At 58.9% G+C, this 26,584-nt stretch carries 23 protein-coding genes; 8 read left to right on the forward strand and 15 right to left on the reverse strand.

The window, feature by feature from the left end; genetic code table 11:
* Positions 1–522: 522 nt before the first annotated feature.
* The 5 genes from ACP6KB_RS13150 to ACP6KB_RS13170 form a co-directional block, all read right to left on the reverse strand.
* Positions 523–1,923, reverse strand: coding sequence for an FRG domain-containing protein (locus ACP6KB_RS13150; protein ID WP_442114155.1), 1,401 nt, complete (start codon positions 1,921–1,923; stop codon positions 523–525).
* 160 nt (positions 1,924–2,083) lie between these two features.
* The gene (locus ACP6KB_RS13155) at positions 2,084–3,259 is read right to left on the reverse strand and encodes a restriction endonuclease (protein WP_442114156.1); all 1,176 of its coding nucleotides are present in this window, start codon (positions 3,257–3,259) and stop codon (positions 2,084–2,086) included.
* Positions 3,260–3,279: 20 nt separating this feature from the next.
* Positions 3,280–4,638, reverse strand: coding sequence for a DUF4041 domain-containing protein (locus ACP6KB_RS13160; protein WP_442114157.1), 1,359 nt, complete (start codon positions 4,636–4,638; stop codon positions 3,280–3,282).
* A 1,407-nt stretch (positions 4,639–6,045) separates the two neighbouring features.
* Positions 6,046–6,750 carry a Crp/Fnr family transcriptional regulator gene (locus ACP6KB_RS13165; protein ID WP_442114158.1) on the reverse strand — a complete coding sequence of 235 codons (705 nt, stop codon included), beginning with the start codon at positions 6,748–6,750 and terminating at the stop codon, positions 6,046–6,048.
* 24 nt (positions 6,751–6,774) lie between these two features.
* The gene (locus ACP6KB_RS13170; RefSeq protein WP_442114159.1) at positions 6,775–7,185 is read right to left on the reverse strand and encodes a RidA family protein; all 411 of its coding nucleotides are present in this window, start codon (positions 7,183–7,185) and stop codon (positions 6,775–6,777) included.
* Between the two features lie 529 nt (positions 7,186–7,714).
* Between ACP6KB_RS13170 and ACP6KB_RS13175 the strand changes: the two genes are divergently transcribed.
* The 7 genes from ACP6KB_RS13175 (at position 7,715) to ACP6KB_RS13205 (ending at position 11,717) form a co-directional block, all read left to right on the forward strand.
* On the forward strand, positions 7,715–7,969 hold the full coding sequence (locus ACP6KB_RS13175) for a cyclic nucleotide-binding domain-containing protein (RefSeq protein ID WP_442114160.1): 255 nt from the start codon (positions 7,715–7,717) through the stop codon (positions 7,967–7,969).
* A 50-nt stretch (positions 7,970–8,019) separates the two neighbouring features.
* A complete protein-coding gene (locus ACP6KB_RS13180) occupies positions 8,020–8,424 on the forward strand; it encodes a hypothetical protein (RefSeq protein WP_442114301.1) in 405 nt (134 codons plus the stop codon).
* A gap of 78 nt (positions 8,425–8,502) precedes the next feature.
* Positions 8,503–10,005, forward strand: coding sequence for a CoA-acylating methylmalonate-semialdehyde dehydrogenase (locus ACP6KB_RS13185; RefSeq protein WP_442114161.1), 1,503 nt, complete (start codon positions 8,503–8,505; stop codon positions 10,003–10,005).
* An 87-nt stretch (positions 10,006–10,092) separates the two neighbouring features.
* The gene (locus ACP6KB_RS13190) at positions 10,093–10,947 is read left to right on the forward strand and encodes a hypothetical protein (RefSeq protein WP_442114162.1); all 855 of its coding nucleotides are present in this window, start codon (positions 10,093–10,095) and stop codon (positions 10,945–10,947) included.
* 152 nt (positions 10,948–11,099) lie between these two features.
* The gene (locus tag ACP6KB_RS13195) at positions 11,100–11,294 is read left to right on the forward strand and encodes a hypothetical protein (protein WP_442114163.1); all 195 of its coding nucleotides are present in this window, start codon (positions 11,100–11,102) and stop codon (positions 11,292–11,294) included.
* A gap of 12 nt (positions 11,295–11,306) precedes the next feature.
* Positions 11,307–11,468, forward strand: a complete 162-nt coding sequence (locus ACP6KB_RS13200; protein WP_442114164.1) for a hypothetical protein — start codon at positions 11,307–11,309, stop codon at positions 11,466–11,468.
* 120 nt (positions 11,469–11,588) lie between these two features.
* Positions 11,589–11,717: a hypothetical protein gene (locus ACP6KB_RS13205; protein WP_442114165.1), complete on the forward strand. Its 129-nt coding sequence runs from the start codon at positions 11,589–11,591 to the stop codon at positions 11,715–11,717.
* Positions 11,718–11,721: 4 nt separating this feature from the next.
* Here the strand turns inward: ACP6KB_RS13205 and ACP6KB_RS13210 are convergent, their stop codons facing one another.
* The 9 genes from ACP6KB_RS13210 to ACP6KB_RS13250 form a co-directional block, all read right to left on the reverse strand.
* Positions 11,722–12,912 carry a lipid-transfer protein gene (locus tag ACP6KB_RS13210; protein ID WP_442114166.1) on the reverse strand — a complete coding sequence of 397 codons (1,191 nt, stop codon included), beginning with the start codon at positions 12,910–12,912 and terminating at the stop codon, positions 11,722–11,724.
* Positions 12,913–12,934: 22 nt separating this feature from the next.
* Positions 12,935–14,302 carry a DUF1329 domain-containing protein gene (locus ACP6KB_RS13215; RefSeq protein WP_442114167.1) on the reverse strand — a complete coding sequence of 456 codons (1,368 nt, stop codon included), beginning with the start codon at positions 14,300–14,302 and terminating at the stop codon, positions 12,935–12,937.
* Positions 14,303–14,326: 24 nt separating this feature from the next.
* Entirely contained in the window at positions 14,327–16,249 is a 1,923-nt protein-coding gene (locus tag ACP6KB_RS13220; protein ID WP_442114168.1) for a DUF1302 domain-containing protein, read from the reverse strand.
* Positions 16,250–16,363: 114 nt separating this feature from the next.
* Positions 16,364–17,932 (reverse strand): long-chain-fatty-acid--CoA ligase, encoded by a 1,569-nt coding sequence (locus ACP6KB_RS13225; RefSeq protein WP_442114169.1) that lies wholly within the window; start codon positions 17,930–17,932, stop codon positions 16,364–16,366.
* A gap of 143 nt (positions 17,933–18,075) precedes the next feature.
* Entirely contained in the window at positions 18,076–19,218 is a 1,143-nt protein-coding gene (locus ACP6KB_RS13230) for an acyl-CoA dehydrogenase family protein (protein ID WP_442114170.1), read from the reverse strand.
* 62 nt (positions 19,219–19,280) lie between these two features.
* Positions 19,281–20,114: an SDR family NAD(P)-dependent oxidoreductase gene (locus tag ACP6KB_RS13235; RefSeq protein WP_442114171.1), complete on the reverse strand. Its 834-nt coding sequence runs from the start codon at positions 20,112–20,114 to the stop codon at positions 19,281–19,283.
* Positions 20,115–20,150: 36 nt separating this feature from the next.
* Entirely contained in the window at positions 20,151–20,570 is a 420-nt protein-coding gene (locus tag ACP6KB_RS13240; protein ID WP_442114172.1) for a MaoC family dehydratase, read from the reverse strand.
* A gap of 11 nt (positions 20,571–20,581) precedes the next feature.
* The gene (locus ACP6KB_RS13245) at positions 20,582–21,025 is read right to left on the reverse strand and encodes a MaoC family dehydratase N-terminal domain-containing protein (RefSeq protein WP_442114173.1); all 444 of its coding nucleotides are present in this window, start codon (positions 21,023–21,025) and stop codon (positions 20,582–20,584) included.
* A 52-nt stretch (positions 21,026–21,077) separates the two neighbouring features.
* Positions 21,078–22,265, reverse strand: a complete 1,188-nt coding sequence (locus tag ACP6KB_RS13250) for a lipid-transfer protein (protein WP_442114174.1) — start codon at positions 22,263–22,265, stop codon at positions 21,078–21,080.
* Positions 22,266–22,630: 365 nt separating this feature from the next.
* On the opposite strand from ACP6KB_RS13250, the gene ACP6KB_RS13255 reads away from it, so the two are divergent.
* The gene (locus ACP6KB_RS13255) at positions 22,631–23,755 is read left to right on the forward strand and encodes an acyl-CoA dehydrogenase family protein (protein WP_442114302.1); all 1,125 of its coding nucleotides are present in this window, start codon (positions 22,631–22,633) and stop codon (positions 23,753–23,755) included.
* Positions 23,756–23,810: 55 nt separating this feature from the next.
* On the opposite strand, the gene ACP6KB_RS13260 is transcribed toward ACP6KB_RS13255, so the two are convergent.
* Entirely contained in the window at positions 23,811–26,567 is a 2,757-nt protein-coding gene (locus ACP6KB_RS13260; RefSeq protein ID WP_442114175.1) for a LuxR C-terminal-related transcriptional regulator, read from the reverse strand.
* Positions 26,568–26,584: the final 17 nt, after the last annotated feature.

A 26,584-nucleotide genomic window follows, 5' to 3' on the forward strand; every position in this document is an offset into this window, starting at 1 on the left:
ACTACCTTCTGACCCGGCGAGCACCAATTCGCCGGCTTTGTCGTCGCTTCAAAAAAGCTCAACGCGGCAAGAGCAGAAAGCGCTGCTAGAAACCAACCTCTTTACGTAAACAGTTGAACGTATCAGATCAATCACCGACTCGGCAGTTTTGGCTAGTCGAAAGTTCGACAATAATATTATCGGTTCAACCTACACTAGCTTGACTAAATAGCGCGCATGAAGTGCACGCTTAGTAGTAACCTGTCGATCAGGCATCTGCTTCGATATAGGGCGCCTTGCCTGATCTTCTCACTCGACGCATGCATGCAGGGCGAGTAGCCGCTCGGGATGAACGATCCAAGCCAGCTGTCACTCCGGTGTTACCGAATACCTTTGACCAGAGGTTGAGACTGAACTTCGGTTTTGGATGTGAAGCGACCTGTCGAGAACGGCTGCTAACGACGCAAAGGGGAAATCTCTCTTCCCGAAACTGTTCGTAGCAGCTACATATAGCTCGATCTGATGCCAGCCATCATTTCAGATTCATGCAATGTTGTTGGTCACCGCTACAACCTCCTTGTCGCCAGGTTTTGACGATTTATGCTGATCTCGCAAATGAACAGCGGTTTGTTCGATGCTCGGATAGACCGTTGTGGCGTTGATGTTGATTCGGTCGAGCTGTTCGAGGATTTGTGCCTTGTTCTGAATTGTGACGCGAGTGATTTCAATGCCATCCTGGCCGGCATCTGGAAGCGCAGCCTCGTGCCCAAAAAGCAGGAATGCACCGGACTGCGATCGAATGCGAGTATTAGTGCGTTTTGCCTTCGCGCAGATGATAGAGCCTAGGTCATCCGGGACAATCCGCCCCTCGAAAAAGCCTTTCTCCGACTTGATATGGTGGAGTAGCTTTGCTGCGACGTCCGTTTTATTAAATGCATCCTTATCGAGGCTAAGATCGATATCATTCTTTTGTGCATACGTAAGGTTGGACAGATTTGAAAGACAACTAACGGTGTCCGAGTCAAAGTATTTCACTAAATCCGACTCGACGTTGAAAACGATGACCTCGCCGTCAAGCTCCGATTGTTCAGCCCTGCCGGAGCAGGCGAAGAAGAGCGCCACCAATGGATTGCTAGAGATGTCTAGCAGTCTCGTAGGTAAACCGTAGTGTTGCATGCGCACAAGGCGGTCAAAGCAATACTGATCTACCTGAAACTCGTCATGATGCGCTATGAGTAGCTCCTTGCAGAGTCGATCCTCGCTTGGCATGAATTGCCAGTCACCGTTTTCCCATTTGCGCAGCAGTGACGGCGTCAGCTCATAGCGATCATCGCTATGACCTCGGAAGAAAGTTTCGGTCAACTCTTTTCCAGGTGAGCCGTAGAGGAGCTTAAGGAAAGTCTCCACACTATCAGCTACACCAAGGATCTTTTTGTCACGGGGCGGAGGTTGAACAACTGCATCATCGGCATTGAGCGGTTCAGGCGTCTCAACAAGATCAACAAAGGCCGGCTTAATTTCGACCAGTCTACGCAGCACCACCTGCGAGTCACCTTCACGGATAGCCCAGTGGGTGCGGTGAAGCTGGAATCGATCGGCGCCGAACACCATCTGGGCTGACTTGATGTCGTCGAACTCTATCTCCCCGAAATCAATCACTGTCTCGAAATTGGTAGAGACTTCCTTCGCCCCGGAAGTGGTGTGGGAAATTCGACCGAATTTGATTAGCATCGAGACACCGTCTCGTGCTTGCATGATCTCGCTACACAAGAAAGTCGGCAATTTTTCAAGAAAGGCTATCGCTGTAGAATCTAGGTTCTCAAGCCGCTTCTCGATATCGGTTGGCGTGTATTCGAACATGCGCCCCCGCCCCATTGTGATCTCATTGACCTGCCCCGCAAGAAACTCTCGACTCCCCAAAGATATGTAGTTAAAGCTTTGCACTATGCGCCCCTGTCCCGTTCTCTAATGAGGTCTGACGCGCCAGCCCACGCAGTGGATTAGTGAGATAGCGCTTCCGCCCGGTAGGTTCATCCAGCTTAATCGTCGAAGACGGCTGCCTATATGTTGTCACCTAAACGGCCTGATGTACGATGCTGCCTGCCTAAGCCCCTTCTGCCTCGAATTCGGCCTGGAACACCTCAATGAGCTTCTGGTTGTAGTCATCGAGGTAAGTCTGAAACCCTGCACGGTCGACCAGTCGCACCGCCGCCGTAGCTGCCAGCTCCTTGGCTGACTTGGTGAAGTAGGAATTGGTGACAACCATCGCCTCATCACAACCGTAGAAGGCCTTAGCCGAAATCGCCTGCTGCACAGCAGCATTGCCGACAGAACCGCTGTAGTTCTTGGCCTGGATCACCATCGTCTTACCGAATCGGCTCACGAACAGATCCGCACCTTGGTCAGCCGTCTTCTGTGTCTCTCGGACGTCGTATCCAATGGTCTGGAAAATTTCCACCAAGAACGCTTCGAACTGGAAGCCGTCCATCGCGTCGACCAGGTACATGGTGATGAAGCGATTTGGATTGAAGTGCTCGAGCTGGCTCCCCAAACGCTCAACCAGGATGTCGAAGTAGATTTCTTCGCACAGACCTAATCCTGACTGGAATGTCTGAAGGGGAAGCAACGGAACGCCGGTTGTGGTGGCAGCCTGAGGGTTGAACTGCAGTCCCGGGAACGAAGCGTCGCTTTCCCACAAGTAGAAGTAAAACAGCGCTAGGTCAGCCCTGAATGTGGTTCCGGCTTCCTCGATCCAAGACCTCAGCGAGCTGGCCAGGTCGGATCGGATGTGGCGGCTGACCTCTCGAGAGAAGCCAGCGTACACAGAGTTGAATGCAGTCGTGAGCAGTAATTTATCTAGCAAGGTAGGTAGCTGTTCAAGCTCGTCAAAGCCCCTGCGAATCAGCACCTCCCTGAAAAGCTCTCGTTCGGCGTAAACGCCATTCATCCGTGCACCAGGAACCGCTGCTTCATCACCGCCCCCACCTACAGGATTGCGGGTGGTGTGAATGAAGTTAGTGAAATACGGCTGCTTTAGCTCTGCGTATTTTCTGAGAACGCTATTCAGCAGGTCGCTCAGCTGGGCCTGCTCCTTTTTCTTCCCCCAGATGTCCTTCAAGAACCCTTTCGACTGGTACTGGAAATCGGGGTAGAAGGATGGATCAAGCGGCGTCATACCTTGCTGAGTATGCTGAGGCTGTGTTGCCTGCTCTGAAGCCCCGCATCGGGAACAATAGGTCTCAAAGGTCGAGCGATGGCAATGATTGCATTGATAGATCACGGTATCCCGTCCCTGTCTCGTTAGCCGTGCGCGGCCACGCGCTCTTCTTGCTGAATAGCCGTCTTAGGCAATTCCATACGAAGGCTTTCACGGTACTGCTCTGCCGGCGCCTCATGGGTGACCTCTACGACAGCATCATAATTTTCCCGAATGATTCTCTCGATCTCAGCAATGTCAGCGCGGAAGAATTCTTTGCGCCCGTTGACCTTGTTGAGGCGACCAGAAGCGAAGTGATCGTGGAGCTTTGCTTCCAACGCGGGAGCATTGTTCGAGAACACCATTGCATGCACGTCGAACCAGAATGGCACCGATGCATCACCCAGCTCGTCTACTCGATCCATGGGTTCCAAGCGGCGAGTCATGCCAATCTTGTAGATGCCCTCTCCGAAAGCCCCCAGGTTCGAGATCACATACACATACCCGGCTTTGGCGTTCTGCTCGCGGTAATCAATGAGCTTTTCTTCGCTCTCCAGCTCGGCTCGGCCAGCCTCAACTTCGGCCAGCTTCACCAGCAGCGCTGTACGCTCCTCATCAGATTGCACCTGCTCAAGGCGAGTCTGAAGATCACGCATAGCAGTCGTGAAGTGCTTCCGCTCCTTGGCGATTTTCTCCCGCGCCGCGCGAATCTCTTGCTCGAGCTTCTGCTGCTCTCGCAGCTCTTCCCGGGCCCGTTTTGCCTCTTCCTTTTCTTCTTGCTTCTTGATCTGGAATTCATGAGCAAGGTGAAGCTCATCAAGCTTGAGATCGAGGTAGATGCCAGATATCTCTACGCTCATGATCTTGCCAAGCCGATTGCAAGCTTCAAATGATTTGAGGATTCGCTTCTCGCCGAGCTCGACGTTGTCAAATTTCACGTTAGCCACGCAGGCATCAGCTTCGTTGTTGAACGAGCGAATCACCAGCTTGATCATGTCGTTGACCAGCTTACGGCCTTGGGCCTGGCTGTTGTTCACCGTCCAGTTCATGTTGCCGGTGGCCGCCTGCCCATTCTTGATCAGGACTTTCTGACGATCACGGACGTGATCCAGTCGAGCCTTGTACTCCTGGCTGCTGGTTAGCTTGAACTTAGGCTCGTAGAGGGCAAAGCTTTCCAGGAGCAACGTCTCTTCCCAGACGAGTATCTGACCCTGCAGATCAGTGGAGCGCAGTGCGAGGGCAGCCAATTCCCTTTGAGCACATTGGGTCTCCTCGCGTACACCCGAGAGCCTGGCTTGCTCTTGCGCAATCAGCTGCTGGATATTGACTACGTCCATGGCGCCGATCTTAGTAACTAGTTCCTGCAGCTGCGAATGCTTTACCTGAAGCTCCGCAAGCTGTGCTTCAAGAGCTTCAGCCCGCTGTCGATGGGCTGGGCCTTTCAGATAGTCGCTAAACGACATGGGTTCCTTCCTCGTTTTGAGTCGAATGCATAGAGCGGAGAAGCACGAGGTAGGTATTACATCGCCCTGCAACGATTTGCCGTGCGGTGCCTAAACGGCTTTAGCTCAATGCGCCTCTTCCCTGCAGCGAATGAGCGTAACCGGAGTGAAGTCATAAAGCCATTACAGGATGGCAGCAAGGGTGAGAGGATTACGATCGTGCTGTGCAGCTCACATCAAGTTGCCGCCGTGCCTCACTCAGCTCCGCCTCAGCTTGCCGAAGCTCACTCTTCATGCCCGTCCACATCAAGACCAATGTGGCAATTTTCTCGCGGGAGGCCGTCAACTCCTCCCCCATTACGAGGTAGACAGTATGCATCAACAGTACTCCGACGTAGTGACGCGCATCCTCCAGCAACCTTGCCTAGTTAGTCGCGTAGCTCTGGGGGAGCGGCGGTTGCATCATAAAGATCACTGGTTAAAGGCATATTCGAAGGAGCCAATCATGTCACTGAAATCATCATTCGCCATTGTCCTTCGGGCGCTTCGCTGCAAGCGCAACCTCTCGCAGCGCGACTTTGGTGATACGAGTCGGACGTTCCTGTCCAAATTGGAAGGCGCTCGATCAAGCCTCACGCTGGACAAGCTCGAACAAGTGAGCCAACGGCTTGAGCTGAGCCCCTTGACTCTGCTGACTCTCACCCTAATCCAAGAGTGCGGCAGACCTTATCCACGACCTTCGCTCAGAAATTGAAGGCCTGGAATGCGACGGGGGTGTGCCAGGCTTGGAAAACGGCATCCATTCCATCACTGCTCGCAAGCCTCACGAACCCCAGGCCTCGCAGGCCCAGCAAACGCAGCCCTACTTTCCAGTGCCTTGACTGCTAAGAACATTCGAGCGATCCGCCCGCTGAAAATGGCATCAGATCAATCCAGCCCAGGCTTCGATCCTGATGAGAGTGTTGGCCACGGTTCATCATTGCTCCAGGTTTCTTCCAGGATCGTTTGAACACGCCACTGAGCCTAGGATGCTTACCCGCTGCCTGTAACTCTATTACAAGTGCCCGCAGATCATCAGCCTCTTGGGCTGTCAGGATCAAATCGTCATCGCTGGGTCGGCGAACAGATCCATCTGAACGCAGTAGAGCATCAAGCCATCTCCCTCCGAGGTCGAGTATATGGTCTCGAAATAGCTCTTGGCATAGACCTCGAGAGGCATTGAACAGACAGCGGCTAGCATCGTGCCCTGACACAGTCGAACGCTGCGCATGGCTCGCTGCTGTCGATCGTCGTTGAAACAGGGATAGCCTAATTTCTGGACATCTTTCTCGGGGTAAGCAAGGGCATTGGCCTGGAAGCAGTGGAGCAACCCCGTTGCTCCGACCGCCCCGGGACAGCAGCACAACTCCGGCAGCTCAACACACGCCCTTATTGGGTGATGTGTGGCGACCGACTGCGTGCTCCCGGCATAAGCTGTTCCATGTCCTTAACGAGGATGCAACGGCCTTGGATGGTGACTTCCCCATTTTCACGAAGCCGTTTGAGAACCCGCGTGACAGTGACCCGCGTAGTCCCCGTCAACGCTGCAATTTGCTTGTGTGTGAGAGAAATTCCAATTTCTCTCGTATTACCATCGCGCTGCCCGTACTGCTCGGCTAAGCGATGGAGCAGCTCGGTAATTCGCGCTTCCGGCTTCAACGAGGCGAGATACTGAGCCCGTACCGCGATTATCCGCTGCTTCATCGCGGTGATTCGGAGTAACGCAACAGCGATGTCCGGGTGCTCTGCGAAAGCGGCACTCATTTCGTCCGCTCGAAAAATCACCACTTCCACTTCCTCGAGCGCGATGGCAGATGTGAAACACGGCTTTCCATCGAAAGCTGCAGCTTCCCCGCAGACGGCGCGAGGCCCCATCATCTCAAGGGTGAACTCACTGCCGTCCTCACGTACCGAAGAAATCAAGATGTGCCCACGGAGGATGAGGTAGAAATAATGATCTACCTCACCCTGGCGATACAGATACTCACCCTTCCTGCATATCCGCCGTCTTCCGAGATGCAGGGCCCTCAGCAGAGGCCCGATGGCTCTATCGTCGAGGTACCAGGTTTCGACACATCGCGGCCTTTTGGACATCTCCAGTGCTCTCTTGAGTGGTTGCTATTTAGCGGCGGCCACAGCTTTGATTTCGATGAGCAGGTTCGAACGAGCCAGCGAGGCCACACCCAAAATTGTCCAGGCCGGGAAATCTCGCGTGATGTAACGCTCCTTGATCTCTCTGAATTGTGTGAGCTGATCGTCAATTCGAACGTGGTACGACACCAACTCAACCAAATCCTCGAAGCCGAGACCTTGGTGTTCCAAGATCGCGCCCAGGCGCTTGAAGGCAAGATCGATCTGTTCTTCGGCGCTATCAGGGATGGTGCCGTCAGAATAGATACCCACCTGGCCAGCGATGAATACCAGCCCGCCAGCCTTCACCGCGGGCGAATACTGAAAGACATCGAAGATCTTGTTACTGCCGAAGGTCGGATCATTCTCAGGCAAACGTAGACGTTCACTTTTGCTCATACTCATCTCTCCAGATTTAATCGTTCATGCCCGTGGGCAGCGAGCATCTGCTCGACTTAGAATCTAAGAGATTAGCGCGTGTGAGATCTGTATACGGCGATACGAAGCATGCCTAGGTTAGCTGCGCTTGCGATAAATCCTATATGGCTGTGAGTGCCAGCCTGAGTGCTCAAACTCGCTAACTCTGCCCACTCCCCCCCTGCCTTCATTCCCCAGACGCACTCTCGGCGCAAAGGCAGGGGTTTGCCCAGGTCGCAGGGCCCATCAACATCCTGCATAACAGGCCAATCAGCCGCTCACTTAATGTGCAGGTGCGGCCTAAAGAAAAAGCCTCCAAAAACCACAGTTGCCTGGCACGGAGATCCAGGCACAGAAATTGCTTTGATCGTACGGATTTCGCAATCCACAAATGCATTTGTGAATTTTTGACTCAACGACGTACTGCTTTGGAGCAGCGAGTCATGCATTTATCACCAAAGAGGTGCCGCACATGAGAACTTGCGTTGGGGCTGCCACAGAAACTTGGTACATGGATGAACAAGCCGCCAGGGCCTTCCTGGCGGCAGAGCACCTAGGGCGGAAGCGAGAGCTCTCCAAAGGCTCTACGATCTATCGTCAAGGTGATACAGGTTCGACGTTCTACTTTGTGGTTCGCGGACGAGTACAGGTCGAGATTTTTCAGGAAGACGGCGCGGAGTTTATCCTGGAGCTTATGGGGGCAGGAGCACTGATCGGCGAGGGGTCGGCCATGGCCAACCAAAGGCGGATGGCAACAGCATCCTGAACATTGGCGCCTTCATCGGTATCAACGCCTTCGGCCTGTTCGCTGATCGCATCGGCAAGCGCAATGCCACGCTACTGTCGCTTTTGGGCAGCTCAGTGATGCTCGCGATTTACGCACTGACCACTGACAACCAGGTGCTGTTCTGGCTGGGCCCGGTGTATGCCTTCTTCTATGCCTTTGCCAGCCTTTTCGCCTCCTATTTCAGTGCCCTTTACCCGGTGCGTATACGCACCCTAGGTGCCGGCTTCTGCTTCAACTTCGGCCGCGGCCTCGCTGCCTTCGCGCCACTGCTGCTCAGCGGCATAGCCAGCCACTACAGCCTGGCACTCGGGCTGCTGGTATGCGCCGGATTCTTCGCCGCTGGCATGCTGATCATGTGCTTCATGCCGCATGCCGAAGTTCCACTCGATAAGCCAGAAACACCCTTGAAACCGGCGCAATCCGCCACCTCCTGATCATCCACCCGTTAAATCACAACCTCACCACCCGACATTCGAGCTGTCGGATCGGGGCTGTTCGCCTGGAGAAAACCCATGATTACCTTGCAGCATTACATCAATGGCCAGCGCAGCGAGAGCGGCAGTGGTCGCTTCAGCGATGTGCGCAACCCTGCCACCGGCCAACTGAGCGCCCAGGTTGCACTGGCCAGCGCCGAGGAGCTGAACCGCGCCATTGCCGCCGCCAAGGCTGCCTTCCCGGCCTGGTCGGCTACCACACCATTGCGTCGCGCGCGGGTACTGAGCCGTTTCAAGGAACTGCTGGAAAATAATACCGAGCGACTCGCGACGTTGATCAGCGCCGAACATGGCAAGGTACATTCCGATGCCATGGGCGAGGTGGTGCGGGGCATCGAGGTGGTGGAGTTCGCCTGCGGCGCCCCGCACCTGCTCAAGGGCGAAGTGACCGAAAATATCGGTAGCCACATTGACTCTCACGCCATGCGCCAGGCACTTGGCGTAGTCGCCGGGATTACCCCGTTCAACTTCCCGGCGATGGTTGCCTTGTGGATGTTTCCGGTGGCCTTGGCCTGCGGTAACACCTTCGTCCTCAAACCGTCCGAGCGCGATCCGTCAGCGGCGTTACTGCTTGCCGAACTGCTGTCCGAGGCCGGTTTGCCCGACGGCGTATTCAACGTGGTCAACGGCGACAAGGAGGCGGTCGAGGCCATCCTGGCGCACCCGGACGTGCAAGCTGTCAGTTTCGTCGGCTCCACCCCTATCGCCCGGTACATCTATGCCACTGGCGCCGCCAACGGCAAGCGCGTGCAGGCCCTTGGCGGCGCGAAAAACCATATGGTGGTGATGCCTGACGCCGACCTCGACAAGGCCGTAGACGCCCTGATGGGCGCAGCCTATGGCGCCGCCGGTGAACGCTGCATGGCAATATCGATTGCCGTCGCTGTGGGCGATGCGACCGCCGACGCCTTGATCGAGCGCCTCGCACCGCGCGTGCGTGCCCTGCAGATCGGCCCGGGTACCGACCCGCAAGCAGAGATGGGGCCGTTGATTAGCCGCGAGCACCTCGAGCGTGTGCGCAGCTATGTCGATATCGGTGTTGAGGAAGGGGCGGCACTGGTGGTGGACGGCCGCGATTTTCGCATGCAGCAACCCGGCTACGAGAATGGTTTCTACCTCGGCGGCAGTCTGTTCGACAACGTTACCGCTCACATGCGCATCTACCAAGAAGAGATTTTTGGCCCTGTGCTCGGGGTGGTAAGGGTTCAGAGCTATCAGGAGGCGGTGGCCCTGATCAATGCACATCAGTACGCCAACGGCACCGCGATCTTCACCCGTGATGGCGACTCGGCGCGCATGTTCGGGCACGAGATCCAGGTCGGCATGGTCGGGATCAACGTGCCGATCCCGGTACCGATGGCCTTCCACAGCTTCGGCGGCTGGAAGAACTCGCTGTTCGGTGATCACCACATGCACGGACTTGAAGGCGTGCGCTTCTACACCCGCCTCAAGACCATCACCTCGCGCTGGATGAGTGGTATTCGCACCGGTGCCGACTTTGTCATGCCAACCATGAAGTGACCCCCGCGCGGCACTCGACCGCCCTTTCCCCCACGCCGCCTACGCGCAATCCCCGCGTCGGCGGCACGCAACCGGAAACGCACCTAGATGAACGCAAAACAATTACAAGAATGCATTTGCAAGGTACTGACCGCATTTACCCTGAGCAGCACTGCCGTTGCCGCCAACGCCGCACAATGGAGCGACACCTTCGTTGGCTTTCGCTACGGCGAGCATTACAGCGAGCCGCCAGTGGACAAGAAAATCCAGAAGGAGATCTACCAGCTCGGCCATTCCAGCGGTAATGAATGGGGCATGAACTTCTTCAACCTCGACGTGCTGAAGTCCGACAGCAATGATCCAAAGAAAGACAGTGACTCAGGTGCTGTCGAAGCGTACATGGTCTATCGCCACCAACTGTTCCTGAGCAAGGTGTTCGATCGCTCGCTGCGCTATGGCCCGATCAAGGACATCGCACTGACCGGCGGTGTCGAACTGAACTACAAGAACAACGACTTCTCCACCCGCAAACGCCAACTGCTCGTAGGCCCCACGCTTAAATTCGATGTACCCGGTTATCTGGATCTGAGCCTGTTGTACTCCATGGAATGGAATCACTGCGGCTTGCCCGCATGTAAAACCGAGAATATCGAGTTCGACCCCTACTATGTGGTGCACCTGGCGTGGGGATACCCCTTCCAAATGGGCGAAGTACCGCTCAAATTTCATGGGTTCGCCAGTTACAAAACCGCGAAGGGCAAAGATTACTTCGACGACGACACCGGAGAGGAAAGCCTGGTACGCGGTGCATTGATGGTCGATGTCGGCCAGCTGGTGTTTGGTACCAGGAATACGTTCTGGGCCGGCCCTGGGTATGAGTGGTGGCACCATAAGTACGGTGCAATGCACAAACCCGGAGTTAATACCCATGCCCCGACGCTCCATATGGAGTGGCATTTCTAAGCCCGGCGTAAGGTTTTACAAAGCGAGTGTCGGGGGAATGCACAAGCACTCCGCCGACATTCTTGGGCAACAGCTATTAAATCCAGACTTCATAAGCGCCCTGGGTTCAGAGCGGCTCCGTCGACTTCTGCTGCCTAAGCTGGCTGTTTAACTTGGCAGCTAAAGGACAGTTACGGGCCGTGCACCTGGGCGCCAGCAACGAAAGCCGGCAGAACCCGTCACGCGAAGGCGGCGAAACGGACTTTACCAAGTTGCAGGTCGATGCCCAGCGCTTGCAGGACCTGAGCGGTTTGATGGACGGTTTGAACCTGTATCTGGCCGTCACAGCACAGATATCCTTTGGTTAGGCGCTCCTTTCAGTGGAACAGTTCGGTGTCGGTGGCAGCGAGTTCGGCCGTGGCTACGACCCCTCGGAAATTACCGGTGTACCGTGGCTATTGCCTCTTTTAAGAAGTATCCGCCTGGAGTTCGAAAAGATGAAAGGTCACCTTGAAGTTCTGCAGCCCTGCTGTTTGAGTTGAGAACACCAGAGCTGGCTGTGCACATCGAATATATTGTCGTCCACATGGAACACGACGCCAGAGCGCTGGAAGCGCTTTATAAGGCACTTTGTAGATCCGGTACAACTCTTCGCTGGCGAGTTGATCGCCCTCACCTCAACCTGGCTGATGACCCTGGCCAGTCGCTTGCGCAAGTACAAGCCCGAGAGCATCCCGAGCTTCTACTTGCACAAGCGCAACACCGCTTTGCTCAACGAACGCCTACACTAATACATCAGGCTCGCCCGTACAGCGTGACCACACAAGCGCCACCCAGTCCGAGGTTGTGTTGCAGCGCTAGGTTCACCCCTTCCACCTGGGTTGCAGCCGCAGTGCCTCGCAGTTGCCGGGTCAGTTCATAGCACTGGGCGAGCCCCGTAGCGCCCAATGGGTGACCTTTGGAAAGCAGGCCACCTGAAGGGTTGGTAACCACCTGGCCTCCGTAACTGTTATCACCATCGAGCACAAAGCGTTCGGCGGTACCGACATCGCAGAAACCCAGGGCTTCATACGTCAGCAGTTCGTTATGCGCGAAGCAGTCGTGCATCTCGGCTACACGGATATCTCGCGGGTCGACCCCGGCTTGGTCGTAAACCGACTTGGCGGCGCGCTGGGCCATGTCGAAACCGACGACTTCGATCATCGAGCGGGCTTCATGCGCCACCGGGCGATCGGTGCTCATCGCCTGCGCGAGGATTACCACATCTGTGCGCAGGCCATGCCGACGGGCGAATGCTTCGCTGCAGATAATCGCCGCTGCGGCACCACAGGTCGGCGGGCAGGCCATCAGGCGGGTCATCACGCCTGGCCAGATCACCTGATCGTTCATTACATCTTCGGTGGTAAGCACTTTGCGGAACATGGCCAGGGGATTGTTGGCGGCATGCCTGCTTGCCTTTGCGCGGATGGCGGCAAAGGTCTCCATCTTCGTTCCGTACTTTTGCATATGTTCACGACCGGCACCGCCGAACATCTGCAATGCACCAGGAATGCCGGCGACATCGGCGGTGAGCTCATCGATCACGCCTTGAGTCATGTGTGTGGTGGCCCGTGGGCGGTCGTCCCAGTGGCCTTTCAGGGCACCAGGCTGCATCTGTTCGAAGCCCAGCGCCAGGGCGCATTCCACAGCCCCACTCTCCACCGCCTGGCGGGCCAGGAACAGTGCACTGGAACCGGTGGCGCAGTTGTTGTTGACGTTGAGCACCGGGATGCCGGACATCCCGACTTCATAGAGCGCCGCCTGACCGCAGGTGGAGTCGCCATAGACATAACCGACGTAAGCCTGTTGCACCAGCGCGTAATCCAGCCCGGCGTCCTGCAGCGCCAGGCGGGTGGCCTGGGCGCCCATTTCGATGAAGGTGCCGCTGGTGCCTGGCTTGACGAAGGGAATCATGCCAACACCGGCGACGTAAGGTTTCTGAGACATCGTTGTACTCCTATAGGGTGGGTTAGCGCACACCGGCATTGCGCAAGGCAGCCGGGGTGAAGTCGTTCAATGTCAGGGGCTGGTCGTACGTGATGGCGTGCCGGGTTTCATTGACCAGATTCATTGCCAGGTAGCGGCCCGCAACCAGGTCATAAAGGGTCACAGCGGACCAGGTATTGATGCCGTGCACGTAGTCGTTGTAGTTATGCCCCTCGGCAACCCGCCACAGCTGGCCACGGCTGTCGTAGTGGTCAACGCCTACCAGCGCCCAGGTGTCCTCGTCGAAGTACATGTGACGCTTGGCATAGATATGGCGCTGGCCAGGGCGCAGCGTGGCGACCACTTCCCAGACCCGGTGTAGCTCGTAGCGGGTGTAGTCGGGGTTGATGTGGCCGGGTTTGACGATGTCGGCATACTTGAGCGACGGCGATTGCAGCTGGTACTCGTTGTAAGGAATGTACATTTCCTTCTTGCCGATCAGCTTCCACTCGTAGCGGTCTGGCGCACCGTTGTACATGTCGCCGTTGTCGGCGGTACGCAAGCCGTCGGCAGCGGTTCCCGGCCCGTCATAGGCGACTTGTGGCGCACGACGTACACGGCGCTGGCCCGCGTTGTAGGACCAGGCCATCCGCGGTTCTTTGACCTGATCAACAGTCTCATGCACCAGCGTCACCGAACCGGCCAGGCGCGAGGGCGCGGTCACCGCCTGTTTGTAGTAGAAGAGAATATTGCTGGTGCTCTTGGCATCAGCATCGGCCATGTATTGCGGGAAACCTGCGTCATCCGTCATTTCCACCGGCGTGAACGCACCATTGACCTGGGGCACGACCTGGACGTGTTTACGGGTGAAGTTGGTGCCGCGATAGCGGGTCATGTGATTCCACACCACCTCGATGCCGGTTTTCGGAATCGGGAAGGCATACACCCGCGATTGCTCGAAGTTCTTCAGGTCGTTGCCACCGTTCAGGCTCTCGGTGGTGACTGCGCTCTTGCGCGCCGCGTCGTAGACGGCCTGAGGCGCCCAGGCGGTACGATGACTCGGGTACACCGGGATGCGGTAGGTAGTGGCATAGCGCTTGAACAGTGCCAACTGCCCAGCCGATAGTTTGTCTTTGTACTGCTCGGCAGTCGCTGCCGTGATGACGAACAGGGGCTTTTCGTCTTTGAACGGGTTACTGAGGAAACCGTTGGCGTCTACTGGCGCAGCCCCCGGTTTGAGCCCGCCGGTCCAGGCCGGAATGCTCCCATCGGCATTGCCGGCCTTTTCGCCACCCAACGGCGTCAAGGTGGTACCCAGTTGCTCAGCTTCCTGGGGAGAAACGGCGGCCAGTACGCTGGTCGCCAGCAAGGTCAGCGCTAACGCGCCGGTACGGATCAGTACGTGTTTCATTTGTCGTTCCTCTGCTGTTTGCCGTCAGAAGTTCCAGCCAAAACTGAGCGCAACGTAGTCGCGGTCACCGTTGGTGTTGAAATGCCCGCCAAAGAAGTCCGTGTAACTGAGGCTGGCGGTGTAGCTGCTCATGAAGTCAGCATCCAGGCCGACGCTCACGGCCTTCAGGCCTTCCTCGAAGTTCGGGCCGTTGCCGTCCACGTCATGGGACCAGGCCAGATTCGGCGCCAGGTTGATGCCAGCGATCACGTTCGGATAATCCAGGCGCGCACGCAGGCGGTAACCCCAGGAGTCAGTGGTGTAAAAGCCATGGCTGTTGCACTCCTGCTGCGGGTTGCTCGGCTGCAACACGTTCGCCGGTTGCCCCGGTACCGGGTTGAGTGTCCCGGCGCAGGTTGCCCGGCCAGCATCGGTGGCCAGCTGACCTGCGCCAAAAATGGTGCTGCGGCCGAAGCGCAGGTCGCTGCCATCGCTATCACCCAGGCCATTGATGCGGTTGTAGCCCACCTCCCCTACCAGGGTCAGGCGGCTGGCAGCCAGGACCTGATCGAAGAACTGCGTGGCGCTGAGCTGCGCCTGCAACACCGGCATGCGCTTGTAGCCCTGCAACGCCGTGCCGGCGCTGTTCGGTGCCCAGCCAGAGACGAACAACGGTGAGGTCGGATTGCCCACAGCGGCCAGGTTGAGGTCGGCACCGTTGAGCTGCAGCGGCATGTTCGGCCGATAACTGACTTCGCCGCCAATCGCCGTGCCCTGCAGGTTGGTGGAGAAGCTCAGGCCATAAAGGCGGATATCTTCGGGGTAAACCACGTGGTAGCTGGCCGAGCGCACCGCATTGAGCGAACCGGCCGTGGCCCCGAGGCCAGCCCCGGTCGGCGCGGTGGTGGTGGCGCGGGTGAAGTCCAGGTTGGGGTTGCGGCTGTGATAGTTGAGGTAGTAGACACTGAACTCGGTATCGCTCAGTTCCGGCACAAACCAGCGCAGGGCAAAGCCGTACTGGCCGCTGTCGCGAGCATCCTTGGTTTTGGTCCGCGGTACATAGGCATCGTCACTGCCGCTGAACGGGTTGGCGATGAGCGTGCCGCCAGCGTTGACACTGGAGCCGAGAATAGTTTGTAGATTGTTGCCAGTGTTGTTGGCAATCCCGGGAGCCAGGTCCAGGCCGGCAATCTGGGCGCGGTCAGTGCAGCCTTCCGGGGTCACATCATTGCCGAAGAAGGTACCGCAGTTATCCAGTACCGAGGGTTTCCATTCGATCTGATAGAAGGATTCCAGGTTGAGGTTTTCCGACAGCCCTTGCGAGACATAGAACATGTTCACCGGGACCAGTCCTTCCTTGACCTCCGACCCCGGCCGGCGCAGCGCCGCCACATCCACTGGGTTGATGCTGTTGATCGAGTTGCCGATGAAGGTGCTCTCGCCCCAGCTGACCACCTGTTTACCCAGGCGGATGTTGCCCGGCAAATCGGCCAGTTGATAGTTGTGGTAGATGAAGGCATCGAGGAACTGCGCGCCGGAGGCCTTCGCCTCGCGTTGCCTGCCGCTGTCGTCGATATCGTAGAAGGCGCGGTGTTCATCCTTCAGCTCGAAGTCATACCAGTATTTACCGCGCAGAAAGAGGCCGCTGTCGGCGTACTTGAGCTCAAGGTCATGGATACCCTTGAAGATCTTCGAGAAGGTTTCGCCCTTCTTGAAGTTCAGGCGGCCGTCGTCGCTGGTGCGTGAGGACGAATTGCCGCGCGCGTTCTGCGAGTTGAAGTTGGAGATAAAGTCCGGGTCCGCGCCGCGCACGGCCCAGCTCGAGCCGATAGACAACGAGGAATCGAACTGCCCTTCAAGTTCGCCAATCTGAAACTTGGCAGCATGGGCCGGGACGCTGCTGGCGGCGGCGATAGACAGGGCAAGCAGCTGCAGCGGTAAGCCGCTACGTGATACGAAATAGCTCATGGGTCGAGCTCCGCAAGAGTTGGGTGTTCACGCCGGGCAACAGGGCTCCCTGCCGGAGGCACCGACTGCGTCGTCAATCAGGGTGTGACGGGCGGCCAGGCCGCCCGTGGCCGGTCAGGAAATGCCGCGCCGGCGTCCCTCCCAGAACGGTTTGCGTAGCTCGGTCTTGAGCACTTTGCCCACGTTGGACAGGGGTAAGGCATCGCGGAACTCGACGCTGCGCGGTACTTTGTAGCCGGCGATGCGCTCACGGCAGTGGGCGACGATCCCGTCGGCACACGCGACGTGCCCGGGCTTGAGGATCACCACCGCATGCACCGTTTCGCCCCAGCGATCACTGGGGATGCCGATGACTGCACTTATAGCCACCGCCGGATGGCTGGCGATGGCGGTCTCGACTTCAGCGGAATACACGTTCTCACCGCCGCTGACGATCATGTCCTTGAGACGGTCGCAGACGTAGAGGAAGCCGTCCTCGTCCATGTAGCCGCCATCCCCCGTGTGCATCCAGCCGCCACGCAGGGCTTCGGCGGTGGCCTCAGGCTTGTTCCAGTAGCCGAGCATGACATTCGGCCCGCGTACTACGATTTCGCCCACGGTGCCGCGAGGTACCTCGCGATCCTGCCCATCGACGATGCGCACTTCAACGCAGGCATAAGGCTTGCCGGCCGAGTACATCTTGCCGCTTATGTGGTGCTCTGGCGTGTGGTACTCCGCTGTCAGGCAAGTGGCCACCGGCGCCAGCTCGGTCATGCCATAACCCTGGACAAATCCGGCTTTGGGGAACATCGTGCAAGCACGTTCCAGCAACGCTGGGGGGATGGGCGAAGCACCATAGCCCACACGCGCCAGCGAACTGAGGTCATAGTCCTGGGCAACGGGGGTGGCCTCCCGCCAATCCAGCAACATCTGGATCATGGTCGGGGCAAGGAGAATCTCATCGATTTTTTCATTGTGGATGGCCTCCAGCACCGCCTGCGGTGAGAACGCCGGCAACACCACGTGGGTACCACCACTGCTGAACAACGACACCATCGCGGCAAAATCTGCCAGATGAAACATCGGCATCGAGTGCAGAAAGCGGGTGCTAGCAGTGCAACGCCCAAGCTGCTGCGACGCCAACGAAGAGAAGGCGACATTGTTGTGGCTGAGCATCACCCCTTTCGGAAAGCCGGTGGTACCCCCGGTATAGAAGATACCGAGCAGGGCATCGCCGCCACGACGGGCGTCTTCCACCGGTTCGTTGTCGGCAATCAATTGCTCGTAGGACAGCGTGCCTTCGGGCGCGTCACCATCACCGGCATAGATCAGCACGCGCACAGTCTTCGACTCAGCCACGATGCGCTGGGCCAAATCTTTGTAATTGTCGTCCACCAGCAATACGCTGGTCTGCGAGTCGTCCAGCGAATAAATGATCTCGGCGGCACTCCAGCGGTAGTTCACCGGATTGACCACGGCATCGGCCCACGGCACGGCCTGGTAGTACTCGATGTAACGCAGCGAGTTGCTCGAGAGCATCGCCACCCGGTCACCGCTGTTCACCCCCAGTTTCTTCAACGCCCCGGCAAGTCGGGCAACGCGGTCGCCGAATTCGGCGTAGGTAATGCCGCGGCCCAGATAGCGAATCGCGGTCGCATGGGGCCTGGCCTGTAGATGGCGGTGCAGGCCTTGAGTGATATACATGCGAATCTCCTTTGTACTTGTTCTTGTTCAAGGACCGGCGAACGCAGTGCTCGCCTCGCAGCTTTTGTGCACGGTTCCGCCCGGGCGGCGTACGGACGCCGTCCAGGCGGAGGCAGCCGGTGCCTACCGACCGCCCCGGGGCCCTAGAGTGAGCGGGCCACCACCTCGCGCTGGATTTCGTTCGAACCGCCATAGATCCGCGCCACCCGGGCATCGGCCCACATGCGGCCGATGGGGTATTCGCTCATGTAGCCGTAGCCGCCGAACAACTGCAGGCAGCGGTCGAGCACTTCGCCCTGACGCTCGGTGAGCCAGAACTTGCCCATGGACGCCAGGGTGGTGTCCAGGCTGCCGTCAACCCAGCGCTGGGCGATCAGGTCGGCGAAGGTCTTGGACGCCAGCACCGTGGCCTTGGCATCCGCCAGCACGAAGCGGCTGTTCTGGAACTCGATCACCGGTTGGCCAAACGCTTTGCGATCCTTGGTGTACTCCAGGGTCAGGCGCAGGGCCCGCTCCATGACCGCAACAGCGGCAATGCCGATCTGCGCACGCTCATAAGCCAGCTGGTTCATCAACGTATAGAAACCACGCCCCTCGACACCGCCGAGGAGACAGTCTTCAGAGACCTCTACGTCATCGAAGAACATCTCCGAGGTGTCCTGGGCATGCATGCCGATCTTGTCCAGGCATTTGCCACGGCGAAAGCCCGCAGAGCGCGTGTCAACCATGAACAGGGAAATACCCTTGGCACCTTCACCGCTGTCGGTCTTGGCCACAACGAGGACCATGTCGCAGGTCTGACCGTTGGAAATAAAGGTCTTGGCGCCGTTGATCACATACTTGTCGCCCTTCTTCACTGCACGCGTACGCACCGACTTCAGGTCGGAACCGGCCCCCGGCTCGGTCATGGCGATGGCGCAGATGACTTCGCCGGTACCGATCCTAGGCAACCACTGCAGTTTCTGCGCCTCGGTGCCGGAATCAAGGATGTACTTGGCGACGATATGGCTCAGGCCGGTGCCCAGGCCGCCACCGTTGGCGGCCATGGTCTGCAGCACGCAAATGTAATGCCCGGCATGTCCGCCCGCACCGCCGTACTCTTCAGGAAAGTCTGGCAGGATCAGCCCCAACTCACCGGCCTTGAGCCAGGCGCTACGATCGGCATAGTGCTGCTCGCGCCATTTCAGTTCATAAGGCTCGATGAATTCCCGGGCAAAACGTTCGACCATGTCCTTGAACGACTCAAGGTCCTCGGTCAACCAGGGGGAACGGTAGTTTTCCAGCATGCTCAACACCTCAAATTCTCAGGAGGGCAGCCGCCAGGCGGCTGCCGTAACCGGACAACGCCTTAGAAGTTCGAACCTGGTCCACCGCCGCAGAACAGGGTCTGCCCGGACAGGTAGTTGGATTCCGGCAGACACAGCATGACCACCGAGCCTGCGGCCTCCACTGGCGTGCCCGGACGGCCCAGGGGAATCCCGGCCTTGGCTTTTTCCACCAGTTGCTGACTGATACCGACCTTGATTTCACGGCCTTCGATGTTCACTGTGGCGCTTTCAGCACCGGCGAACGGCACAGTCAGGCGCGTCTCGATATGACCGTAAGCGACTGCGTTGACGTTGACTTTGAGGCGGCCCCACTCTTTAGCCAGGGTTTTGGTCAGGCCCAGGATGCCGGCCTTGGCCGAGGAGTAGTTGATCTGGCCGACGTTACCGCCAGCAGAGCCGGAAGAAATATTCACCACCTTGCGGAACACTTCCTTGCCCTCGGCTGCCTCGGCCTTGGCGGCGGCGCTGATCACCGGGTAGGCGGCGCGCAGGATACGGAACGGTGCGGTGAGGTGGCAGTCAATGATCGCGTACCACTGCTCGTCGGTCATTTTCTGGATCACGTTGTCCCAGGTGTAACCGGCGTTGTTGACGATGATATCGATGGCGCCGTAGTGCTTGACTGCGGTCTGCACGAAACGGTCGGCGAAGTCCGCGGCGGTCACGCTACCGACACAAGCAACAGCGTCGCCGCCTGCGGCACGGATCTCGGCCACCACCTCTTCTGCCGGCGCGGCGTCCAGATCATTGACCACCAGCTTGGCGCCAAGGGCGGACAGTTGCAGCGCGACTTCACGACCAATACCGCGACCGGAGCCAGTGACCAGGGCGACTTTGCCTTCAAGCTTTTTCATTGTTCTGTTCCTGCAATCTGGAAAATGGGAGTGCAATCAGGCGAGGGCGACAACGGCCTCACCGACCAGCTTGTCTTCGCCGTACTGGTTGGCGCAGCGAATGGCCAGACGTACACGCTTCTCGCCATTGGCCTCGAACTTCTCGGTGACGGTACCGGTGCAAGTAGGCACATGACCCAGTTGGGTGATCCCGGTAAAACGCACCGACATTTCCCGCAGTTGTGCCTGCGGCACCCAGTTGGTCAGCAGACGGCCCAGGTAGGCAGCCGAGAGCATGCCGTGGGCGAACACATCGGGTTGACGCGCTTTGCGGGCGAAGTCGATGTCGATGTGAATCGGGTTGTGGTCACCGGAAGCGCCGGCGTACAGCGCCAGAGTGGTGCGGTTGATGGCCGGCAGCTTCAGCTCAGGGATCTGCGCGCCAACGGTGATGTCGTTGTAGTTCGGAACGGTCATGGCGGTTCTCCTTAGCTGCGGTGTACGAGCGAGTTGCGCACGTCGGCGACATGCTCACCGTGCTGGTTGGTGACCTTGGTTTCCTGCACTACGAACTGCAGGGCGCCACCCTTCTTTTCATACACATCGACGATATGAGTCTCTGCAGTCAGGACATCGCCGGCATAGACCATCTGGTGGTACACAAAGGACTGCTCGGCATGCAGGATTTTGCCCAGGTCCCACTCCAGTACGCTCATCAACCCCTGGATGTCGCCGCGCAGTTCGCTGAGCAAAGGCATCAGGAAGGTCGGCGGAATCGGCAGCGACTGGTGACCTTCGTCTTTGGCCGCGGCCAGGTCGCTGTACAGCGGATTGGTTTCGCCGATGGCTTTGGCGAAGAACTTCAGCTTGCCCTTTTCCACTTCGACGCTACCTTGCGCCGTCTGCCTTCCGATCAGACTCTTGTCTGCCATGTTTCATGACTCCTCTTGTTGTCTGGCGCGCCCATCGAGGGCGCGCAGGGGTTCAGTTGCGGCCGTAAAGCGTCACCACACAGGCGCCGCCCAGGCCGAGGTTGTGTTGCAGGGCGATGTTCACGCCCTCCACCTGGCGTCGGTCGGCACTGCCGCGCAGTTGATGCGTCAGCTCGTAGCACTGCGCCAGGCCAGTGGCGCCCAACGGATGCCCCTTGGAAAGCAAGCCACCGGAGGGGTTGGTGACCACTTGCCCGCCGTAGGTGTTGTCGCCATCGAGGACAAAGCGCTCGCCCTCACCCACCGGGCACAAGCCCAGGGCTTCATAGGTCAGCAGTTCGTTGTGGGCGAAGCAGTCGTGCAGCTCGACTACTTGCAAGTCTTGCGGGCCGATAGCGGCCGCTTCGTAAACCTGAGCGGCGGCAGCCTGGGCCATGTGGAAGCCGGCATAGGCAATCAATGAAGGTGGCTCGAAAGACGCCACTGGGTCGGTGCTCATGGCCTGAGCAAGGATCGCGACATCCGTGCGCAGGCCATGCTTTCTGGCGAAGGCTTCGCTGCACACGATCGCGGCCGCCGCACCGCAGGTCGGCGGGCACGCCATCAACCGCGTCATTACCCCGGGCCACATGAGTTTGTCGTTCATCACCTCTTCGGTGCTGACCACGTTCTTGAACAGCGCCAGCGGGTTGTTGGCGGCGTGGCGGCTGGCCTTGGCGCGGATGGCGGCGAAGGTTTCCATGCGCGTACCATACTTCTGCATGTGCTCGCGGCCGGCACCGCCAAAAGTGCGCAAGGCCTGCGGCAGCTCGGCGACGTCCGCAGTCAGGTCTTCCATGACATGCACCACACTGGCGCGGGTCCGTGGGCGGTCATCCCAGTGAGATTTCAAAGCACCGGCCTGCATTTGCTCAAAACCCACGGCCAGGGCGCACTCCACCTGACCACTGGCAACCGCAGCGCGAGCCAGATACAGCGCAGTGGAGCCGGTGGAGCAGTTGTTGTTTACGTTGACGATCGGGATGGCGCTGCGCCCTACCTCATACAGGGCCGTCTGGCCGCAGGTGGAGTCGCCGTAGACATAGCCGGCGAAAGCCATCTGTACCTTGTCGTAGCCAATGCCGGCATCGCGCAGTGCCAGGCGTACCGCCTCGGCGCCCATGTCGGTGTAGCTCGGGCTGGCTCCGGGTTTGCTGAAGGGGATCATGCCCACGCCTGCCACAATGACTTTGCCGCTCATCTATTTCGCTCCTACGAACCTATCCATCCCGGCCGGTGATCACCTGCTTCGGGCGTTGTGGTTCCCATGCTGGAGCAGTACAGCGACTTCAAGCGACCGTCGAAGGGATGAACTTGCCACGCCAGTGGATGGCGTTCGAACGAACCAATTGCGGGCGCTACACATCGTCCACTGATACTGCCTGCGCCCTGCCATCGTTCGAACGACCGACCGCCCTCGGCCGGCCTGCTTCATCCGTTCAGCGGAGGCGATGGATAAGGCGCTGCGCCTAGCATGGAGGGCCCCAGACGTCCTGTGCGTGGACGTCGTAGCGTCGTAGCCACTGAGAGCGAGGATTACCCGTGAGCGAATACCGACCGTCCTGGATGTCCGAAGACCTGGCGATGTTCCAGGCCAGCGTGCGTCGTTTTGCTGCAGAAGAGCTGGTGCCCCATGAAGAGCGCTGGGCCAAACAGCAGCATGTCGACCGCGCCACTTGGCTTAAGGCCGGGAGCCTCGGCATATTGTGCCCGGCCATTCCCGAGGCGTATGGCGGCGGCGGTGGCAACCATGCCTTCAATGCCGTGGTCGGTTACGAACTGGCACGCGCCATCGCTACCAGCATCGGTACTAACGTCCATAGTGCTATCAGTGCCCACTATCTGTTGCGTTATGCCAGCGAGGAACAAAAGCAAAAGTGGTTGCCGAAAATGGCCACAGGCGAATTGGTCTGTGCTATCGCTATGACCGAGTCGGGCGCCGGCACGGACCTGCAACGCATCAAGACCAAAGCGTTGCGCGATGGCGATCACTATGTGATCAACGGCTCCAAGACCTTTATCACCAATGGCCATCTGGCGGACCTGGTGTTGCTGGTGTGCAAGACTGACCCGAGCCTGGGCGCCAAGGGCATCTCTATCATCGTGCTGGAAACCGCCGACCTGCCGGGCTTCCGGCGCGGACGGATCCTGGAAAAGATCGGCCAGAAAGGCCAGGACACCGCCGAGCTGTTTTTCGACGACGTCTGTGTGCCGGTGAGCAACCTGCTGGGCGCCGTAGAGGGGCAGGGTTTTGTCCAGCTCATGCAGCAGTTGCCCGAAGAGCGTATGTTCATCGCCATGAATGCGCTTGGCTCAATGGAGCGCGCCGTGGAGGAAACCATCGCCTACACGCGCGACCGCAAGGTGTTCGACAAGCCTTTGCTGGACATGCAGAACACACGCTTCAAACTGGCGGAAATGCAAACCACGGTGAGTGTCGCGCGCGCCTTCGTTGACCAGTGCATGACCAAGATGATCAGCCACGAACTCGACTCGACCACCGCCGCCATGGCCAAGTGGTGGGTGAGCACCCAAGCCTGCGAAATCATCGACGAGTGCCTGCAACTGCACGGTGGCTATGGCTACATGCTCGAGTACCCGATTGCCCGGCTGTACATCAACACCCGTCCGATGCGCATCTACGGCGGCTCCAACGAAGTCATGAAAGAGCTGATCGCCCGCACCCTGTGACCCGCAGGCAACCGCTGGCTGCGGCCACGCGGTTGCCCATGGCCCGGCTATCGCCCTAATCGCGCTCCGCGCGCGCCGCCTTGAGGTCGCGCAGACAAGCGATTGCCTCGTCGCGGCTGTTGACCCCGAGCTTCTGGAAGATGTTCTTCATGTGCCATTTGACCGTCTCTGGCGAGACATTGAGCACACGAGCGATCTTCTTGTTGGGCAACGCCTGCGCCACCAATTCGAGTACTTCGGTTTCACGCTGACGCAAGCCGCCCAAAGGGGCGTCCGGCGCTAAGCTGCTGTCGCGCTTTTCCACCTCCTCGCCCAGGCCCAGCAGGCGCTGGGCGTAGCGATCAAGGACCGGATCCAGCGCGGTTGTGCCCCGCAGTTCCTCAATCAGTGCCGTGACCTGCGGTGCGACATCCAGCAAGCTGCGGTGCAAGCCCAGGCGATGCCCTTGGCGCAGCGCTTCCAAGGTATGTTGCAGCGCCTCATCCGCCTGCCCGGCGCCACGTTCGCCGAGGGCCAACTGCAGCGTCACGGCCACCACTCGACGCAGCCGGCCTTGTTCCTGGGAAAGACGTATTACCGGCATGGCAGTGCTCACCACCTCGGTCCAGCGCGCTTCGCTCAGGGCCACCATCAGTCGGGCGCGCTCCACCAGCATGTGCACTTCTGCATCCATGCCCTGCAATAGCGAGTTAGCGTCAAGTGCCTGCAAGCGCGCAAAACTGGCTTTGGACAGTTCTGTCTGCCCTCTGAGCAACTGATGCCGCAGGCGCAGGAACAGTGCATAGGCCAGCAGGCGCTTGAGCCCGTCACGCTCTGCATAGGTCTCAAGCCGATCCAGGCAGGCGTCGGAGGCATCGCGGCGACCCAGTTGCCAAAGGGCTTCGGCACGCACGCAGAGCACCTGAAACACCGTGTCGGGGATGGAGATGCGCTCTAGCAGAGCAAGGCGCGGCTCCATCATCTGCAGCGCGGCCTCGCACTGGTTCTGCTCGTACAACGAGATCGCCAGTAAACCAGCGGCCATCCCGGCAACGATGACATAGCCCGCGCCTTGACACTGCGCCTCCTCCAGAACATCCCGAAAAATGTGTTCCGCCTGGTACAGGCGCCCTTCCATGGCTTGGCTCATGCCAGCCAGACAGCGTGCCATAAGACTGCGTCGTGGCGAACCTGCCGGCCGGTCGCTTTCCTCCAGAATCGCCCGGGCCTGCTCGAACTGGCCTTGATACATCGCCAGCCAGGCCAGGTTGATCGCCCGCCCGGTGTGAATGAAGTCGTCGACATCTTCGGGAATAGCCTGCAGCGCCGGCGCCAGCCGCTCCATTGTCAAGCTGTCGTCCAGGTGCAGAGCCCTTTCGGCATACAGCAGCGTCAACGCATGGCACTGCTGAGGTTCCAGACGCTGGCGTTGGGCCTCCAGGTACGCCAGGTTCTTTTGCAGTTCAGCGAAATTGCGTGCATAAAGCTGCAAATGAGCCATCAGAATGCGCAGGCCCAGACGCTGATTCAATGCCTCGTCCGGTAGACGCCGCAGCAAACCGGACAACTGCGCCAAGTTGCCCCGCGAAAGCAGTTCGCTCGCGCAGCCTTCAATGATATCGGCAGCAACCTGCGGATCGCCTGCCTGCACGGCATGGCGCACCGCCTCGTCGACATGGCCGCGGCAGTAGAACCAGTCGCGAGCGATGGCATGCAACGCTTGCAGATCGGCCCCCTGTTGCGGCATGCGGGCGCGCAGTACCTCGCGCAGCAGCGGATGCAGACGGTACCAGGTTTCCCGGTCATGGCTCTTGACCTGTGTGATGAACAGATCACCGTTATCCAGGCGTGCCAGGCGGTTCAGTATCCTCGGCAGGGACTGCGGCGCGCCCAGCAGCGTCGCGCATAGCGAGGCGCAGAAACGGTTGCAAATCGACGCCACGCTTAGCGCAGCAAGATCCTCACTGGCAAGGCGGGTCAACACTTCGCGCTCGAAGTAGTCGCCGAAGGCACTGGCGTCACGCATTTCCACTGGCAGGAAGTGGTTGCCCTGCTTGGCTTTGAGGTCGAGCGCGAACAACTGCAAGCCGGCGACCCAGCCATCGGTCAGAGCGTGCAGACGCTCGACTTCATGCGGGTCAATTTGCGCGAACTGTTCGCGCAGAAAGCGTGCCGACTCCTCCAGGCTGAAGCGCAGGTCACGCAGGTCGAATTCGCTCAGCAGGCCTTGAGTGCGCAGGCGCGCCAACAGTTGCGGCAGCGCCACCGGATGGCGTGTGCCCAGCACCAGATGAAAATTGCTTGGGGCGTATTCCAGAAGGTTTTGCAGGAGCAGCAGCAAGCGCGGTTCTTCCAGGTGGTGCAGGTCATCGACCATCAACACCAGGTCGCGGGCTGGTTGCCATGAGGCCAGTCCCTGAGCCAGGGTGATCGCCCAGTTTTCCAGCGCCAGTTCGTCGCTGTCGCGCCCGAGCAAAAGACTGGCTTCCCGGACCAGCTCGGGGCTGACCTCGGCCAGGCTAGCCAGCAAGCAATCAGCAAACCGCGTCAGCTCGTTGTCCTCGGCCATCAGCGACAACCAAGCGACCTCGAAATTGAGCGGCAACAGTGCGCGGCGCCAGGCCAGTAGCGTGCTGGTCTTACCTGAGCCGGCCGGTCCCTGGATCACCACACAACGCTGGCGCCGAGCCTCCAACAGGCGGGCCAGCAAGGATTCCCGTGGCACCATACGGCGCGCGCCGCGTGGCGGCACGACCTTGGTATCGGGAATCGATTGGGCGAGGTGCTCCGGGAAGGAATGGGCACGCTGGCCGGGCGCAGGGGAATCAGACATACGGCTTTCTCGTTCTT

The organism is Pseudomonas sp. NUPR-001 (assembly GCF_052147955.1).
GTDB lineage: Bacteria > Pseudomonadota > Gammaproteobacteria > Pseudomonadales > Pseudomonadaceae > Aquipseudomonas.

What these genes read in the sequence shown, in the direction of transcription:
- ACP6KB_RS13160 (WP_442114157.1), bottom strand. Translation starts at nt 4,638, where the DNA reads ATGTCGTTTAGCGACTATCTGAAAGGCCCAGCCCATCGACAGCGGGCT.
- ACP6KB_RS13165 (WP_442114158.1), bottom strand. Translation starts at nt 6,750, where the DNA reads ATGTCCAAAAGGCCGCGATGTGTCGAAACCTGGTACCTCGACGATAGA.
- ACP6KB_RS13170 (WP_442114159.1), bottom strand. Translation starts at nt 7,185, where the DNA reads ATGAGCAAAAGTGAACGTCTACGTTTGCCTGAGAATGATCCGACCTTC.
- ACP6KB_RS13175 (WP_442114160.1), top strand. Translation starts at nt 7,715, where the DNA reads ATGGATGAACAAGCCGCCAGGGCCTTCCTGGCGGCAGAGCACCTAGGG.
- ACP6KB_RS13185 (WP_442114161.1), top strand. Translation starts at nt 8,503, where the DNA reads ATGATTACCTTGCAGCATTACATCAATGGCCAGCGCAGCGAGAGCGGC.
- ACP6KB_RS13190 (WP_442114162.1), top strand. Translation starts at nt 10,093, where the DNA reads ATGAACGCAAAACAATTACAAGAATGCATTTGCAAGGTACTGACCGCA.
- ACP6KB_RS13210 (WP_442114166.1), bottom strand. Translation starts at nt 12,912, where the DNA reads ATGTCTCAGAAACCTTACGTCGCCGGTGTTGGCATGATTCCCTTCGTC.
- ACP6KB_RS13215 (WP_442114167.1), bottom strand. Translation starts at nt 14,302, where the DNA reads ATGAAACACGTACTGATCCGTACCGGCGCGTTAGCGCTGACCTTGCTG.
- ACP6KB_RS13220 (WP_442114168.1), bottom strand. Translation starts at nt 16,249, where the DNA reads ATGAGCTATTTCGTATCACGTAGCGGCTTACCGCTGCAGCTGCTTGCC.
- ACP6KB_RS13225 (WP_442114169.1), bottom strand. Translation starts at nt 17,932, where the DNA reads ATGTATATCACTCAAGGCCTGCACCGCCATCTACAGGCCAGGCCCCAT.
- ACP6KB_RS13230 (WP_442114170.1), bottom strand. Translation starts at nt 19,218, where the DNA reads ATGCTGGAAAACTACCGTTCCCCCTGGTTGACCGAGGACCTTGAGTCG.
- ACP6KB_RS13235 (WP_442114171.1), bottom strand. Translation starts at nt 20,114, where the DNA reads ATGAAAAAGCTTGAAGGCAAAGTCGCCCTGGTCACTGGCTCCGGTCGC.
- ACP6KB_RS13240 (WP_442114172.1), bottom strand. Translation starts at nt 20,570, where the DNA reads ATGACCGTTCCGAACTACAACGACATCACCGTTGGCGCGCAGATCCCT.
- ACP6KB_RS13245 (WP_442114173.1), bottom strand. Translation starts at nt 21,025, where the DNA reads ATGGCAGACAAGAGTCTGATCGGAAGGCAGACGGCGCAAGGTAGCGTC.
- ACP6KB_RS13250 (WP_442114174.1), bottom strand. Translation starts at nt 22,265, where the DNA reads ATGAGCGGCAAAGTCATTGTGGCAGGCGTGGGCATGATCCCCTTCAGC.
- ACP6KB_RS13255 (WP_442114302.1), top strand. Translation starts at nt 22,631, where the DNA reads ATGTCCGAAGACCTGGCGATGTTCCAGGCCAGCGTGCGTCGTTTTGCT.
- ACP6KB_RS13260 (WP_442114175.1), bottom strand. Translation starts at nt 26,567, where the DNA reads ATGTCTGATTCCCCTGCGCCCGGCCAGCGTGCCCATTCCTTCCCGGAG.